The 15,042-nt window shown below is 65.5% G+C and carries 16 protein-coding genes and 1 tRNA gene; 12 read left to right on the top strand and 5 right to left on the bottom strand.

Annotated elements, in window-relative coordinates:
- Positions 1–114: 114 nt before the first annotated feature.
- Positions 115–1,653 carry an MmgE/PrpD family protein gene (locus LHU95_RS06395; RefSeq protein WP_248710539.1) on the bottom strand — a complete coding sequence of 513 codons (1,539 nt, stop codon included), beginning with the start codon at positions 1,651–1,653 and terminating at the stop codon, positions 115–117.
- 127 nt (positions 1,654–1,780) lie between these two features.
- On the opposite strand from LHU95_RS06395, the gene LHU95_RS06390 reads away from it, so the two are divergent.
- Positions 1,781–3,154 carry an amidohydrolase family protein gene (locus LHU95_RS06390; protein ID WP_248710538.1) on the top strand — a complete coding sequence of 458 codons (1,374 nt, stop codon included), beginning with the start codon at positions 1,781–1,783 and terminating at the stop codon, positions 3,152–3,154.
- Between the two features lie 323 nt (positions 3,155–3,477).
- Here LHU95_RS06390 and rpoH read toward each other — a convergent pair whose 3' ends face one another.
- Both rpoH and LHU95_RS06380 read right to left on the bottom strand, forming a co-directional pair.
- On the bottom strand, positions 3,478–4,359 hold the full coding sequence (rpoH, locus tag LHU95_RS06385) for an RNA polymerase sigma factor RpoH (protein WP_248710537.1): 882 nt from the start codon (positions 4,357–4,359) through the stop codon (positions 3,478–3,480).
- A 227-nt stretch (positions 4,360–4,586) separates the two neighbouring features.
- Entirely contained in the window at positions 4,587–5,600 is a 1,014-nt protein-coding gene (locus tag LHU95_RS06380; protein ID WP_248710536.1) for an RluA family pseudouridine synthase, read from the bottom strand.
- Here LHU95_RS06380 and LHU95_RS06375 point away from each other — a divergent pair, their 5' ends adjacent.
- From LHU95_RS06375 to LHU95_RS06345, 7 genes are all read left to right on the top strand, one after another.
- On the top strand, positions 5,601–5,894 hold the full coding sequence (locus tag LHU95_RS06375) for a DUF6476 family protein (RefSeq protein ID WP_248710535.1): 294 nt from the start codon (positions 5,601–5,603) through the stop codon (positions 5,892–5,894).
- Entirely contained in the window at positions 5,891–6,064 is a 174-nt protein-coding gene (locus LHU95_RS06370; RefSeq protein ID WP_248710534.1) for a DUF2256 domain-containing protein, read from the top strand. Before LHU95_RS06375 ends, LHU95_RS06370 begins: the two co-directional genes overlap by 4 nt.
- Before the next feature lie 19 nt (positions 6,065–6,083).
- Positions 6,084–6,159 (top strand) — tRNA-Glu (locus LHU95_RS06365).
- Between the two features lie 346 nt (positions 6,160–6,505).
- Entirely contained in the window at positions 6,506–6,988 is a 483-nt protein-coding gene (locus LHU95_RS06360) for a DUF488 domain-containing protein (RefSeq protein WP_349292669.1), read from the top strand.
- The gene (locus tag LHU95_RS06355) at positions 6,924–7,751 is read left to right on the top strand and encodes a hypothetical protein (RefSeq protein ID WP_248710533.1); all 828 of its coding nucleotides are present in this window, start codon (positions 6,924–6,926) and stop codon (positions 7,749–7,751) included. Before LHU95_RS06360 ends, LHU95_RS06355 begins: the two co-directional genes overlap by 65 nt.
- 8 nt (positions 7,752–7,759) lie before the next feature.
- On the top strand, positions 7,760–8,554 hold the full coding sequence (locus tag LHU95_RS06350; protein ID WP_248710532.1) for a TIGR02391 family protein: 795 nt from the start codon (positions 7,760–7,762) through the stop codon (positions 8,552–8,554).
- Positions 8,555–8,943: 389 nt separating this feature from the next.
- Positions 8,944–9,723: a hypothetical protein gene (locus LHU95_RS06345; RefSeq protein WP_248710531.1), complete on the top strand. Its 780-nt coding sequence runs from the start codon at positions 8,944–8,946 to the stop codon at positions 9,721–9,723.
- Positions 9,724–9,980: 257 nt separating this feature from the next.
- Here LHU95_RS06345 and LHU95_RS06340 read toward each other — a convergent pair whose 3' ends face one another.
- Both LHU95_RS06340 and LHU95_RS06335 read right to left on the bottom strand, forming a co-directional pair.
- A complete protein-coding gene (locus LHU95_RS06340; RefSeq protein WP_248710530.1) occupies positions 9,981–10,622 on the bottom strand; it encodes a hypothetical protein in 642 nt (213 codons plus the stop codon).
- Between the two features lie 449 nt (positions 10,623–11,071).
- On the bottom strand, positions 11,072–11,239 hold the full coding sequence (locus tag LHU95_RS06335; RefSeq protein WP_248710529.1) for a hypothetical protein: 168 nt from the start codon (positions 11,237–11,239) through the stop codon (positions 11,072–11,074).
- A 65-nt stretch (positions 11,240–11,304) separates the two neighbouring features.
- On the opposite strand from LHU95_RS06335, the gene LHU95_RS06330 reads away from it, so the two are divergent.
- From LHU95_RS06330 to LHU95_RS06315, 4 genes are all read left to right on the top strand, one after another.
- Positions 11,305–11,547 (top strand): hypothetical protein, encoded by a 243-nt coding sequence (locus LHU95_RS06330; RefSeq protein WP_248710528.1) that lies wholly within the window; start codon positions 11,305–11,307, stop codon positions 11,545–11,547.
- A complete protein-coding gene (locus LHU95_RS06325; protein ID WP_248710527.1) occupies positions 11,544–12,335 on the top strand; it encodes a hypothetical protein in 792 nt (263 codons plus the stop codon). The genes LHU95_RS06330 and LHU95_RS06325 overlap by 4 nt, the downstream gene beginning before the upstream one ends.
- A gap of 763 nt (positions 12,336–13,098) precedes the next feature.
- Entirely contained in the window at positions 13,099–13,464 is a 366-nt protein-coding gene (locus LHU95_RS06320; protein WP_248710526.1) for a DUF1622 domain-containing protein, read from the top strand.
- A gap of 94 nt (positions 13,465–13,558) precedes the next feature.
- Positions 13,559–15,007 carry a DUF2252 domain-containing protein gene (locus LHU95_RS06315; protein WP_248710525.1) on the top strand — a complete coding sequence of 483 codons (1,449 nt, stop codon included), beginning with the start codon at positions 13,559–13,561 and terminating at the stop codon, positions 15,005–15,007.
- Positions 15,008–15,042 lie beyond the last annotated feature (35 nt).

Below are 15,042 nucleotides of genomic sequence, written 5' to 3'. Positions count from 1 at the left end.
TGCAGCGAGCGACCCGGGATGTGCCCGGATCGCCTCGCGCAGCAGCGCCGTACCCATGTCGCGCAGGCGGCATGATGGATGCACGCCGGCCTGGGCGCAACGCCCATTCCGGCATCAGAAGATGCCGGGCTTGGCCTCCAGCAACGCGCCCTTGGGCAGCGCCACATGCAAGGCACCCAGTTCACCGGCCTTGAGGCTCGCCAGGCTCTGCACCACTTCGAGAAAGCGGTTGCTCTCGCGCGCCGAGATGATGCCATCGGTCAGCGTGCGGAACTTGTGGATATACTGCTCACGCGCGAAGGGCCGCGCGCCGCGGGGGTGCGCATTGGCCACACCCAGCTCATCCACGAGCTTTGTGCCGTCCTTCATGGTGATTTCGACGCGGCCGCCGAAGGCCAGCGTCTCCGGATCGCGGCTGTGGTAGCGCTCAGTCCATTCCGGCGCCTCGCAGGTCTCGATCTTGTGCCACAGGCGCACCGTATCGGCACGGCCAGCACGCTTGGGCGCGTAGCTGTCCACATGGTGCCAGCGACCGTCCTGCAGCGCCACGGCGAAGATGTACATGATGGAATGGTCGAGCGTTTCGCGGCTCGCCTTGGGGTCCATCTTCTGCGGGTCCTGCGCGCCCGTGCCGATCACGTAATGGGTGTGATGCGACGTGTGGATCATGATCTTCTCGATCGCGTCGAAATTCTTGATGGATTCGCGCATGCGGAAGGCCAGATCAATCAGCGCCTGGCTCTGGTACTCGGCCGAATGCTCCTTGGTGTAGCTGTCGAGGATGGCGCGCTTGCCCTCGCCGGCGGCCGGCAGGGGCACGTTGTAGTAGGTCGGGTCGTACACCGTCTTGCGGCCCTTGCTGTCGGCCTGCGTGCGGCCCGAGAGCACCCAGGCGATCACGCTGTCCTCACCCTCATAGATCGGGCTGGGGGCACCTTCGCCGCGCATGCAACGGTCGACGGCTTCCACGGCCAGCTTGCCGGCATGGGCGGGCGCGTAGGCCTTCCAGGAGCTGATCTCGCCCTTGCGGGACTGGCGGAAGCTGACGGAGGTGTGCAGCGCCTGCTGCACCGACTGGAAGATCACCTCCTGCTTCAGGCCGAGCAGCGTGCCGATTCCGGCGGCCGAGGCGGGGCAGAGATGCGCGATGTGATCCACGCGATGCTCATGCAGGCAGATGGCCCGCACCAGGTTGATGTGGATTTCATAGCCGGTGGCCAGGCCCCGCAGCAGGTCCTTGCCGGAACGGCCCATGGTCTGCGCCACGGCGAGGATGGGGGGGATGTTGTCGCCGGGGTGGGAGTAGTCGGCGGCCAGGAAGGTGTCGTGCATGTCGAGCTCACGCACCGCCGTGCCATTCGCCCAGGCCGCCCATTCGGGGCTCGCCGTGAAGCTCGCCGGCATGCCGAACACCGTGCCGCCGCCCTTCTTCGCATGGCCCAGCGCCATGCCGCGCGCCGAAACCACAGGCCGGCGGTTGATGGCGGCAATGGCGACCGAGGCGTTGTCGATGATCCGGTTGATGATCATCTCCGCCGTGTCCTTGGGCACGGGCGCCTTGTCGGTGGCCACACCCGCAATCTTCCAGGCGAGCTGGTCCTCGCGCTTGAGCAGCGCCTTGGAGGGATGAACTTTCACGGGGTGGAGTTGCATGCGCGTCTCTCTTTCGTCTTGCCGGGTTGGCGGCCACGGCGCGCGCGCCTAGCCTTGTGACATGTGACGGGGCCGCATCCTATTGATCGCGACGCGTCACGCAACATGGGCAGGGGATTCTGCGGGTATGGCTTTCGATCTGGTGGTGCGCGGCAATCTGGTGCTGGCCGATGGGGTTCTGGAAAACGGCTATGTCGCGGTGAGCGGCGGCGTGATCGCCGCCATCGGCCAGGGCAGCCCGCCAGCAGCGGCCGAGATGGTGGACCATCGTGGGAAGCTTGTGTTCCCGGGCCTGGTGGATGGGCACATGCACACCAGCAGCAGCACCGGCTGGTCGGGAATCGAGGGCGCCTCGATGTCGGCCGCCGCCGGCGGTGTCACCACCTGCGTGGACATGCCCTATGACGTGCCGCGCCCGGTGACCGATCCCGGCATCCTCGCCGAGAAGATCGCGGTGGTGAACGCCACCAGCCATGTGGACATGGCGCTCTACGGCACCATCCGGAAGGATGGCGGGGTGGACCAGATTGCGGGCCTCGCTGAGGCCGGCGTCTGTTCCTTCAAGCTTTCCACCTATGAATATGACGCGGTGCGCTTTCCGCGCATCAACAACACCATGATGGTCGAGGCCTTCGCCGAGATCGCCAAGACCGGCCTCATGGTGGGCATTCACAACGAGGATCAGGAGATCGTCGAGGGCGCCATCGCCGCCGCAAAGGCCACCGGCCGGACCGACCCCATCATGCATGCCCGCACCCGCCCGCCGCTCTGCGAGACCATGGCGGACCTCGCCATCTTCGAGATGGCGCTGGAGACGGGGGCGCATGTCCACATCGCGCATTCCTCCCTGGCGCGCGGCTTCGACCTGGCCGAGGTGTTCCGGAACCAGGGTGCCAAGACCTCGGGCGAGGCCTGCATCCAGTATTTGTGCATGACGGAGGAGGATCTGGTCCGCCTCCAGGGCTTCGGCAAATGCAACCCGCCCTTCCGCACCGCGGCGGAGGTGGAACGCATCTGGGGCAGCATCGCCGAGGGCAAGGTCGCCTATGTGTCCACCGACCATGCGCCCTGGCCCAAGCAGCGCAAGGAATATACGGGCGACATCTTCGCCTGCGGCGCTGGCCTGACCGGCATGCAGAGCTTCGCGCCGCTGATGTTCACCCTGCTGTCCAGGCGCGGCCTGTCCCCCACGCTGATGGCCAGCCTCTGCGCAGAACGCCCGGCGAAATTCCATGGCCTGTTCCCGAAGAAGGGCGCCATCCGCATCGGCTGCGATGCCGACCTGCTGGTGATGGAGGAGGGTGACTTCGCCTTCGACGCCCGCAACATCCAGGACCGCGAGGATGCCCGCTGGTCGCCCTATGACGGCATGGCCATGACGGCGCGCGTGGCGGCCACCTATCTGCGCGGCGCCTGCATCTGGGACGGGACGCGGGTTCTGGCACGGCCAGGCACGGGCCGCTTCGTGCCGCGCCAGCATGGTGAGAGCTTCTGGGTCTGAGGGTCTGGACCAAAATCCTTCCCGATCGGCTCGTCGGGGCGGATCACGATGCCCGGACACCAACTGCCCGGGCCTTCTGATGTGAGCCCCGGCGATCGGAAGGTGGCCGGGACGCCTCTGAAATCAAAGCGGGCCGGGGGGCGAGGCATAACGCACCTCGAGCGGCAGGCTGACTGACCGCTGGACGTCAGTGCCAGAACCAGAGCCCTGAAACCCAGGCTACCAGGCGAAAGGGCGCCGCCCTTTCGCATTCCGATCACCACCGGGGCCGATCACGAAGACAAGCTGCCCGCGTCGCCCAGCCCCGGCCTTCCGCCCTGGCTTCAGCCGACGCTGAGGCGCCGGTCCACGATCTGCTGCTTCATGCTCTTCTGCAGCTTCTCGAAGGCGCGGACCTCGATCTGACGCACGCGCTCGCGGCTGATGTTGTATTGCTGGCTGAGCTCTTCGAGCGTCGTCGGCTCATCCTTCAGGCGGCGCTCGATCAAGATATGGCGCTCACGCTCATTCAGCGTGCGCAGCGCGCCATTGAGCATGTCCTTGCGGTTGGACATGTCCTCCCGCTCGGCGAGTTCGCTTTCCTGGCTCTCGGCGTCATCCACCAGCCAATCCTGCCACTCGCCCTCGCTATCGGCGCGGACGGGGGCGTTCAGGCTGTTATCCGGGCTGGCGAGGCGGCGATTCATGCTCACCACATCCTGCTCGGGCACGGCCAGCGTCTTGGCGATCTTGGCGACGACTTCCGGCTGCAGGTCACCATCCTCCAGCGCCCCGATCTGCCCCTTGAGGCGACGGAGGTTGAAGAACAGCTTCTTCTGCGCGGCGGTGGTGCCCATCTTCACGAGGGACCAGCTGTGCAGGATGTATTCCTGGATGGCGGCACGGATCCACCACATGGCGTAGGTCGCCAAGCGGAAACCGCGATCGGGATCGAAGCGCTTGACCGCCTGCATCATCCCGACATTGCCCTCGGAGATGAGTTCACCGACCGGCAGGCCATAGCCGCGATAGCCCATCGCGATCTTCGCCACGAGGCGCAGATGCGAGGTGACGAGCTTGTGCGCCGCCGCCTCATCGCCGGCATCGCGCCAGCGCTTGGCCAGGTTCAGCTCTTCCTCGGGGGCGAGCATGGGAAATTTCCGGATGTCCTGCAGGTAGCGGGACAGGTTGCCTTCCGGGGCAAGCGGGATACTCAAAGAAGCCATCGTATTGGACGAGCCTTCCATTTGCGCCGTGCCCCACCCCGTGACGGCGATGGGCACACGGCCGTATTGGCCTAACGCGTCTGGGGCCCTCCCGGATGCATCCGCCCCGGTCACGGAGGGGGAAGAGTCAGCAAACGGGCTCAGAGCGGCGCCCCAGGGCGTAGATCCACCCTCAAAATACCGACATGCTCGGAGGCTTGCAAGCAAAACTGACCAAACTGGTACGGTTACTCCGTGTTACAGCCGAGCATGGCCAGGAGCCGCGCGAAATCCTCCGGCGGGGCCGATCGGAAAGAGAGATTTTTCCGGGTCACGGGATGAACAAAGCCGAGACTCGTCGCGTGCAGAGCCTGGCGCGGAAAGGCCAGCAGGGGGTCCCGCAAGCCCGGTTCCAGGGTTTTGCTGACCGCCGGGATACGCCGCAGATACACAGGATCACCCACCAGGGGGTGCCCGATATGGGCGAGGTGGACGCGAATCTGGTGCGTCCGCCCAGTCATCAGCTTGCAGCGCATCAGGGCCAGCGCCCCATGGAAACTTTGCTCGGTGCTGTAGCGGGTGACGGCGTGCTTGCCGGCGCTGGCACCCGCCATCTCGCCGCGCGCCACCCCGCGCGCGCGGGGCTCGACCACGGCCATGCGCTTGCGGTCCGTTGCATGCCGGCCGATGGCGGCCTCGATCTCGCCGGCGGGCGGCTTCGGCAGCCCCCAGACCAGGGCGAGATATTCGCGGTCCAGATCGCGCGCGGCGAAGGCTTCGGAGAGGATCTGATGCGCCTGCTGCGTCTTGGCGACCACCATGATGCCGGAGGTGTCCTTGTCCAGCCGATGCACGATGCCGGGTCGCTTCTCGCCGCCGATTCCTTCCAGCTCCTCCCCCGCATGCGCCAGCAGCGCATTGACCAGCGTGCCATCCAGGTTGCCGGGAGCCGGGTGGACCACCAGGCCCGCGGGCTTGTCGAGCACGATGAGGTGAGCGTCCTCATACAGGATATCGAGCGCCATCGCCTGCGCCGCAGGTCGCGCCGGGGCGGGCGGTGGTGGGGCCACGCGATACAGGCTGCCTGGCCGCACCGCCTGCGCCGGCTCAGCGAGGGGTTCGCCATCCCGCGTCACGTGGCCATCCTCGATCAATGCCTTGACGCGGGAGCGCGAGAGATTGCCTATCCGCTCCGCGAGGAATCGGTCCACGCGCTGTCCGTGATCGGCTTCTGTCGCGGTGATCTCATGGGTTTCTGGCAAATGCGGGCACTCAAATTCCTGGTTGTGGCGATGGGGGTGCTGATCGTGGCCGGCACCGTGACGCTGGTTGTGCTGCTCGTCCAGCGTGCCGGTGGCGGAGGCGCTGGTGCCAGCTTGCCCCCGATGAGCCTGAACCTGCCCGCCGGCAGCCGGATCCTGGGCGTCGCGGGCGCGGGCGAGCGCTTTGCCGTGCATGTGCAGCGCCCCGATGGGGACCGCATTCTGCTGCTCGACGCGCAAACCGGGCGGGTTGTGGGCGAGGTGATCCCCGGGGCCGCGGTCCCGGTGCGGTGACACACCGCAAGCCCAACCTGCCGGAAAAGATCTGCGCTGCCTGCGGCCGGCCCTTCGCCTGGCGAAAGAAGTGGGCCAGGAGCTGGGCGGAAGTCCGATATTGTTCCGATGCGTGCCGGGATGGGAGATATGCGAAGGCCCGGGTTGATCCGCCGCGCCGCGGGGGGTAGGAAGCTGTCTCTCGGCCAAGTCCCTTTCGTCTAGAGGCCTAGGACACCGCCCTCTCACGGCGGCAACACGGGTTCGAATCCCGTAAGGGACGCCATTTTAAATCAAACACTTAGATGGCAGCTTGGACAGAGCTCCACGGTTTCTGCCCATCTTCGGGAGTTCCTTCGGGAGAATGCAGGTGGCGGGTGCGCCCTGCCCAATCTCCCCACAGCCGGCTCCGCCGTCTCCCAACGTTCACCGCCCGATCCGCCTACGCCGCCTTCCCCAAGGCTGACTTGGTGGACATGCCCAAGCTTTCCCTTTTGGCCGTCCGCTGGCACCATTGCAGACGCAGCACAGGGGGCCACGTGGCAAAGGCAGCGACTTCATCGGCTCAACGGGACGCGACGGGCGCCAGGGCGGGCGGCACCCTGCCGGCCAGCCGCGGCTAGGCGCCTCGTGTGACATCTACGCTCCGCACCATCGGCTATGAGGGAGCTACGCTAGACGGTTTTCTGGCGGCGCTGCGCCGCGCCCGTGTGTCCCTGTTGATTGACGTGCGCGCCGTGGCCGTGTCTCGGCGGAAGGGCTTCTCTAAGACGGCACTGGCCGCCGCGCTGCGCGAAGCCGGCATTGGCTACCTGCATCTCCGCGACCTTGGCGACCCCAAGCCCGGCCGGGAGGCGGCCCGTGCCGGCCGCATGGCGGAGTTCCGCACGATCTACACCGCGCATCTTCGGGGCGCCGTAGCACAGGCCGCGCTCGCGGAAGCCGCACGTGTCGCGCAGCAACGGGCCGTGTGCCTATTATGCTACGAAGGCGAACCATCCGGCTGCCATCGTGCCATCGTGGCGGCTTCGATAGCGAGGAAGACCGGCCTTGTCGTCCAACACCTCCACCCCGACGCACCCCGAGTCTCAGGGAAGCCCGCCGCAGCCGCGTGACGGCAACCGCGAGGCCGTCCTGACCTTGGTGAAAGCTGTCCCGCGGCCAAGCAGGGGCTACCGGGAAACCGTTTGCTGCGCCGGCATCACGGCGGCTGGCGAGTGGCGCCGCCTTTACCCTGTGCGCTTCCGCCAGCTTGTCGCGGGACAGCAGTTCGAACGCTGGCAATGGGTGGAATATTCGTGGCAGGCGCCGCGCGGTGACAACCGACGCGAAAGCCGCCGGATCGAAGAGAACACCCTGAGACCAGGCGGCAAGGTCACGTCGCGCGATAGGTTGCGGATGGTGCTACCGATCGTGCGCGCTTCCACGCGCGAAGCTGCGGAGCTTGGCGAAAGTCTTGCCTTGATCGAACCGCGCGACCTCACACTGAAAGCACGTGCAAAGGGACCGGCGCGGATCGAAGCCGAACGCGCCGAGTTCCGGGAGGCTGCGCGTCAACAGTCCTTCCTTGATCGGGACGTGAAGGACTTCGAACCTTGTCCCTATGCGGTCGCCATCGCCTTCACGGATCAAGACGGGGTGCGACATGCGCCGCAATGCGGTGATTGGGAAACCACGGCGACATTCTTCAAGATGCGCCAGCGCGGCGCGAGTGACGCAGCCATCATCGCCCATCTTCGCGCCGAGTTCACGGAAGCAAGGGCCGGCCGTCGCATTTTCCTCGCCATGGGCACGGTAGCGAAGAGGCCGCGCCAATGGTTGCTGCTAGGGGTGATACGAGTACCTGACCTGGCACCCGGTCAACTCGCGTTGCTGTAGAGGTTCGCGTGATACAGGAAATCAAGGCCGCGCTCCCCGATCCAGAGGTGTTATTGGCGCTCGCACCGCAAGAACTAGCGCGCGTGTTGCTGCCGATCTTCAAGCGGCATCGTGGGCAGGTGCATCTCTACAACATCATGATGCACCTCAAGCAAGGGCGCGTGGGCGAAGGTTACGAAGCTGAGTACGTCCCGGCAGTCGGCATAGCGATAACGGAAGCGTGGAACTGGTTAGCAGTCGAAGGCTTGATCGTGCCGAAGCCCGGAGATATGGGCGATTGGTTCATTATCTCGCGCGCGGGCGAGAGGATCGACGGCGACGAAGCGTTCAACGACTTTGCGAAGGCAGCGCTCCTACCGCGTAACTTGCTTCACCCCAAGATCGCCGCCGATGCTTGGGCCAACTTCCTGCGCGGAGCACATGATCTCGCGGTCTTCGCAGCATTCAAGCAGGTCGAGGTTGCGGTGCGCGAGGCCGCTGGCTGCGATGCCCGAATGACCGGCACCGACCTTATGCGGATGGCATTCCATAGCGACAGCGGGCCGCTCGCGGATCGCACCTTGCCGAAGGGCGAACGTGAAGCACTGGCGCATCTTTTTGCCGGTGCCATCGGTTCTTACAAAAATCCGAGCAGCCATCGCACCGTGACGATTGCCGACGCGTCAGAGGCGGGCGAAATGCTCATTCTCGCCAGCCACCTTCTCCGCATCGTGGAAGATCGTGCGCGCCGCCGTCGTGGCGAAGGCCCGCCTTTGCATGATGACGCTTCTCCCGCCGCCAGCGGCATGACCAAGCCTGTATAGGCGCGACCATGGACCCGGCCGCCGCCGCTATTTGATAGATGGGCTGGCCCGCATGCGCAGCTAGTGGATAAAACCTAACGCTTGGTACCCGACGAATTATGGCTATTTTCGACCCACGGCGGACATTCGCACTGGACTTCTGCAACGGCTAACCGGTTGACGAATTTGGCTCCGCGATGTCGTGCAAAATTCCTGAATTATACACGCGGACATGCGTTTGGGACTCGTTGGGGCAAATCCCCCCAGTCAGGAATCTCGTGCATTGCCGGCGTGTGTTGTCCGCAAAAATCGCTTGTCAATGTCGCTATTCGGTCTCCAGACTTCGACGGATGCTTTACCAACGAAGCTGGAGGGTTCAAGCGATGTCAGTCACAATTCAACCAGTAGACATGGAAGCCTTTGAATTCGATCTCGGTAAATACGTTGGCTCCAGCGAAGACAAAAGCTTGCGGCTTCAGGCAACTTTGTTCGGCTATGGAGGCGGCGGCGGCGGCGGCGGCGGTGGCGGACAAGGTGGAAGCGGCGGAGGTGGGGGTGGCGGTGCAAGGGGCGAAGTGCAGGTGCTCGATCTGCCCGTCTGGGACGACGTTGGCGTCCTGATAAAATATTCTTTGCAAAAAGGTGAAGGGGGAACGGGCGAAGCGAACAACGGCAACGCCGGTATAAAAGGCAATGACGGCAAGGAATCCGTTTTTTCGCGGCGGCAAAACAATCAGTTGGAGATATTGGCAAAGTTCATTGGCGGCGTGGGTGGAGAAGGCGGGCGCGAATGGAACTTTGCGGGACCCGTCTCCGGAGGGACTGGCGGGGTCGGAAAAATCTCCGGTGGCAACGGCGGTGATGGTGGCTTTGGCGATCCTAATACCGTTGGTGGTACCGGCAACCGCGGCAGCGATGCCGATTCCACTAATGGCAAGGGAGGCGTCGGAGGAATCGGCGGCGGTCAGCCGGAAGGAGATTCAAGGGGAGGCGGCGGCGGCGGCGGCGGCGGCGGCTATGGTGATGGCGGCGCTGGAGCTGGCGCTGGACCGCACGAGGTAGCCAAATCGGGCGCGGCGGGTGCCGGAGGGGGAGGTGGCCATGGCTGGGCCGGCTCCCCCGGGCCTCGTACAGTCGGCGGCAAAGGTGGGATAGGCGATATCCGTCTGATTGTTGTGTCGCTCAAATAAGGCAATTGCCAAGGGCAGCGCTGAGATGGCGTTCTCGAGCTGAGCTGGCCTGCTTTTGGGGATTGTTCGCAGTCCGAGCGCCTCCATGAAGCAGAGGACAGGACATCAATTCGCCAAGTCCTGCCCCATTTCGCAAAACGCCTTCTATGGAACGTGAGTAATTAGCGCATAAATCTTGATTTTTGCACCATGCCGAGTGTCCGATTCCCACCACAAGCCGACCTCTGCCACTGGTACCAAGTGTTAGATTTCATCGACTAGATGCGCTGCCATGGCGATTCGATTGGCTGCTGCGGGGACATCTGCCGTTCTCGGGCACGAAGAATTAGCGCCAGCAGACTTGCCCTGGCAGCCGTGTCCAAGGCGGGCTTCATCCGCCAGTCAACCCGGAAAAGCTCCGCCGCTTCGTTAGGACATGAGCCTGCTGCGGCATCCGCAACAACAGTCGCCGCTTCAGCGCTGGACGCGGCCAGCGAAGCGGCGGCGGCCTGTACACACAGGATATAGCGGCGGGTTGCAATGTCGAGTTCGGCGTCTCGCCGCGCGGCATTTGCCGCGTTCAAGCGCGCCGAAGCTGCATTTCGTCGCTCCCGATAAGGCCGATCAAGTTCAAATCGCATCTCACGGACTGCGCCCCACGCACGCATTCTTGTCCAGGGGCGATCCAGCGGGGGAACGCCGCACGAGGTCATCGCCTCTTCGATGGAAGGTCGCTCCTGCTCAAGATCGATACTCGAAGCTACGTTTTCTCCCAAATCGACAAGGCGACGGTGCATATCTGCGCGAACGCACTCATCAGCACGAGCTTGGTCAAAGCGTGCAATCGGCGCTGGACGCGGCGGTGGCGGTGCAGCGCAGGCCATCAGCAGGCAAAAGGCCAGCATGTTGCCGTAACGCATCTCGACCCCCACAAACCGTCTCCCCGAGCAGAATAGTTAGCCGTCCGATGCGACTGAGGTCCAGCGAAGCAGGCCAACGACGCGCCAGCGCGGCACCATGTCCAGGCGGGGTAGGATATGGACGCCAGGCGCACCGCTACATTTTTTTTTGCGAGATGGCAGGGCGCGCAATCTGGCGTGGTGTCCACGGGGCGTAGGGAACACGGCTGCGCGTAAGGCAATTTGTGCGCGGGGGTAGTGTTGGCGAGCGGCGGGGGGTGTCGGCGGCCCCACCCCCCACCCTTTAGCGCGCGTCAGACGTTCGCCAGCGCCAGCGCGCTCGGGTACCGGGGCTGGCGAGGTGGCCGCGGTCTTCGGCGCCGTTGCGGCAGCGGTGCCAGCATCGGGCTTCGCTGGCGTCGCCGATGGATACAGGGCTTGCAGCGCCGCGGCCTGATCGGGCGCGCCGGTCATGACAGCATCTCGGCGAGTTCGCGCTTGTCGCGCTCGACCGGCGTCTCGGGCGGGGCGGCATCGGCCGCACCGCGCCCGCCCTCACTCGCCGATGGCGATGCGGCTTCCTGCCCATCCGTCGCCGCGACGATGCCGAGCGCGGCGAGGATGCGCGGATCGTCCACGATGCAAGCTGCCAGCACGCGCGAGCGGGCTTGCCCGATGGTTTGCTCAGGTCCGCGCCGGCTTTGTGCCGCAGCCCGAGGCGGTCGGCGCCTTCGGCTACGACTTCCGCCAGGTGGTCGAGATGATCCGCGAGGCCAATGCCTTGCTCGACGAGGCCGGCCTTTCGCTCGACTCCGATCCCCGCCGCGTCGCCAAGTCCGGCGCCGCGCAGGACGCAGCCCAGCTGGCCGCCATTGAGATCGCCGCCACCGGTGCCGCATCGCCACGCGCGGAGGCGCCCACCACTTCCCCAGGAGCCACACCATGATCCCAGGCGGCTACGACTGGGCCGACGATATGCTCAAGGTCAAAAGCATGCGCCGGCGCTTCCGCGACAATTTTGCCGGCGACGTCATCAACCCGACTCGCTGGGAGGTGCTCGCCACCGGCAGCGGCATGCTCCTTACCATCGCCAATGGCAGTGCGCAGATCTCCACCGGCACCACGCTGGATGACGAGCTCGTCCTGCTGAGCCGCCAGAGCTTCATGCTGCCGCTGCGCTCGATGGTGGCGCTCAACCTCAGCCAGCGCATCGCTGGCCAGACCGCCTGGCTGGAAATCGTCAGCGTCACGCCCGAGACCAGCCAGCCCGACGAGCGCAACATCGTTGCGTGGCGGCTGGACGGCGTCAGCGCGACGCTCGCCAATTATGAGGTGGGCAGCGATGCGGCGCCGCGGCTCGGCACCGCCTCCGGTGTCACCATCCCCACCACGGCCCCGGCCGGCTGGTCGGTGCTGGAACTCGAGCCCAACAGCGACGAATGCTACTTCCATGGTCGCGCGCTGGACGGTACCGGGATGCGCGCCAATTCCTATGCCCGCCAGCAGCAGTTGCCCGATCCTGCCGGGCTCTATCGCTTTCGCATCCGCGTGCGGAATCGGCAGGTCTTCCACGGCATCTCTGCTGTCACCAACAACGGCAGCAGCGCGGTGCGGATCACCCGCGCCGCCCATGGCTACGCGACCTCGGATTCTGTGACGGTGGCCAATGTCGCCGGCGTGCCCTCGTCACCAGGGCGGGGAGGAAGGGTGCGCAGGGAGCCATGCCAAGCATGAGGAGGCCGACGGCATAGGGCTCCTCCAGCGGGACGATGCGCGTCAGCAGCCATGCGAGCAGGGGGCCCAGCACAAGGCCGAAGACCGCGCCATAGGCCAGAAAGTGTCTGTTGCGTAGGCCCTTCAGGGCCTCGGTCGCGCTCAGTCCAAGACCCATCTCGAGCATGGAGCCAGCCATGAAGACGAACAGGCAAAGCCGCAGCAGCAGCTCCGGAAGGCCATCCGGCGCGATCACCGCGTCACCCGGAGCGGCTGGGACGATATTGCGTTGCCCGCAATCGCAGGAGCTCCAGGTCTCTCATGTCGCGCTGGCTGGCGCTTGGGCCGGGCATACGGTTTTAGCCTTCAAACATGCATCATGCGAGCCTAAACCGGGCGCGTGGAGTACGTTACGGTACCACCAGATTTCACGCGGGGCATGGCGCCCCTGCGCCGCGCGCCCATTGAGAAGAATGACCTCAGCCCGCGCATGTCACCGTAACTTACCCCAGCAGCCGCGTGGCGCCCGCCGGACGGCCAGATCCGCGTGCTAGTCTCGTTCTTCGTACCATCCGCCGATCCCTAAGAAAGGCTATGCCGCGCTGTGTCGAGATCACTATGCAACGCCGCGCTCCGCACAGGCCCGACGGAGCACGGGCACCCGGCGTTCGCGCGGACCCCGCTGCCGTGATACCAGGCCACACGCCATCGCCGGCAAGCCAGACCACGGCTGCATCGGGGGGCCAAGCACGCAGCCGCGACGCGGTAAGCCTGGAGCTCAATCATGCATGCCCTGCCACCTCCCGAAGGTCTCGAAGCGGCGGTCATTGCAGCGGCCTTTTGGCTCAAGCTTGGCATCGAGGCGGTGAGCATCGCCATTATTCTCGTCGCCATGCTGGTGGCTGTGGGGCAGCTCGCCCTTCAAGTCATCGGCCGGACGACGGCGGATGTCCGGATGGGCCTGGCGCGTGGCCTGTCGCTCGCGCTCGAATTCCAACTGGCAGCCGATATCGTGGGTACGGCGATCTCGCCCGGCTGGGACCAGATCGGCAAGCTCGCGGCCGTTGCGGCGATCCGCACCTTCCTGAACTTCTTCCTGCACCGCGAAATAGGGGAAGTCCCATCGCCGCCGCCAAGGCCGCCCCTCTGATCGCCGCGCAAGTCCCAGCCAAGCCTGCGGCCAGCGAGCGGGCGCGCCGGAGGGGGCGCAACACCATTCACCGCGACGACCATGAACAAGGAACATGACCCAGGTGGGCAACACCGCGAAACGCAAGAACGGTCATCGCCGCGACGTGGCACCAACGCCTGCCGCAGCTTCCCTGCCGCAGCAGACCGCCAGCCTGCGCGAACGCCGCGCTGCCGGCGCTGCCCTAGCGAAGCACCTGCCCCTGCGCGAGCACGCCGCCTGGCACCCTGCCCGGCGCAAGCATGACCCGATCGACCTGCTGATCGAGAGCAGCAAGGGCCGCATCGAACAATTGCTGCCGATCCGCTACGGCCGCATGCTCGCCAACCCCTTCGCCTTTTACCGTGGCTCGGCGGCGGTGATGGCGGCCGACCTGGCGCATACGCCCATAAGCGGCGTTCAGCTCCAGGCCTGCGGCGATTGCCACGCGCTGAACTTCGGCGGCTTCGCCACGCCGGAGCGCCGCATCGTCTTCGACATCAATGATTTCGACGAGACCTCCATCGCCCCCTGGGAATGGGACGTAAAGCGCCTGGTGGCGAGCTTCGCCCTGCTGGGGCGCTATCGGAACTTCTCGCGCGATGACACGCGCGAATGCGCCTGGCGCGCGGCCCGCGCCTATCGCAAGCGCATGGCCGCCTATGCGGCGATGCCGCTGCTGGAGGCCTGGTACGACAATTTCGACCTGGATGATCTGCTGGACGCCGTGGGCCAGGGCGAGGCGCAGAAGAAGAACAAGAAGAAGATGCAGCAGGCCGCCAAGGCCACGAGCCATGCACTGGAGTTCGAGAAGCTCGCCATCCGCAGCCGGCCCGAGCCGCGCATCCGCGACCAGCCGCCCCTCATTTATCACATAGATGATGAGCGCGGCCGCCATTTCCGCGACGACGTGGCGGAATCCTTCCGCCGCTACAAGGAGACAGTGCAACCAGCCGTGGCCACGCTGCTTGAACGTTACCGCCTGGTGGATGTGGCGATGAAGGTCGTTGGCGTGGGCAGCGTGGGCACGCTCTGCGCCATCGTACTGCTGATGTCGGGCTCGGGCGATCCGCTCTTCCTCCAGGTGAAGGAGGCGCGGCGCTCCGTTCTGGAACCTTATGCGGGCACGAGTCCCGTCGCGCATCCGGGCGAGCGCGTGGTGCGCGGCCAGCGGCTGATGCAGGGGGCGAGCGACATGTTCCTCGGCTGGCTGGTGGGCGCCGGCAAGGGGCATCCGAACCTCTATGTGCGGCAGCTGAGCGATGTGAAGATCAAGCCTAAGGTGGAGGTGGCGATCCCCTCCGGCAGCAAGGTCTATGCTCGCTACACCGGGATGACGCTGGCCCGCGCGCATTGCCGCTCGGGTGACCCTGTCCTGCTCAGCGCCTATCTGGGCGATGGTGAGGCCTTCGAGGATGCGATGGCCGATTTCGCCGTCACCTATGCCGATCAGGCGGAGCGCGACCACGAGGCGATGATCGCCGCGGTGCGCGCCGGTCGCATCGAAACCCGATCGGAGGCCTGAGGCCATGGTGAGGTCGCGGGAGGCCAGCGGGGCCG

It is taken from the genome of Sediminicoccus sp. KRV36, assembly GCF_023243115.1.
Classification (GTDB): domain Bacteria; phylum Pseudomonadota; class Alphaproteobacteria; order Acetobacterales; family Acetobacteraceae; genus Roseococcus.
The sequence above is the reverse complement of the archived record's forward strand: the minus strand, read 5'-3'. Positions and strand labels throughout refer to the sequence as shown.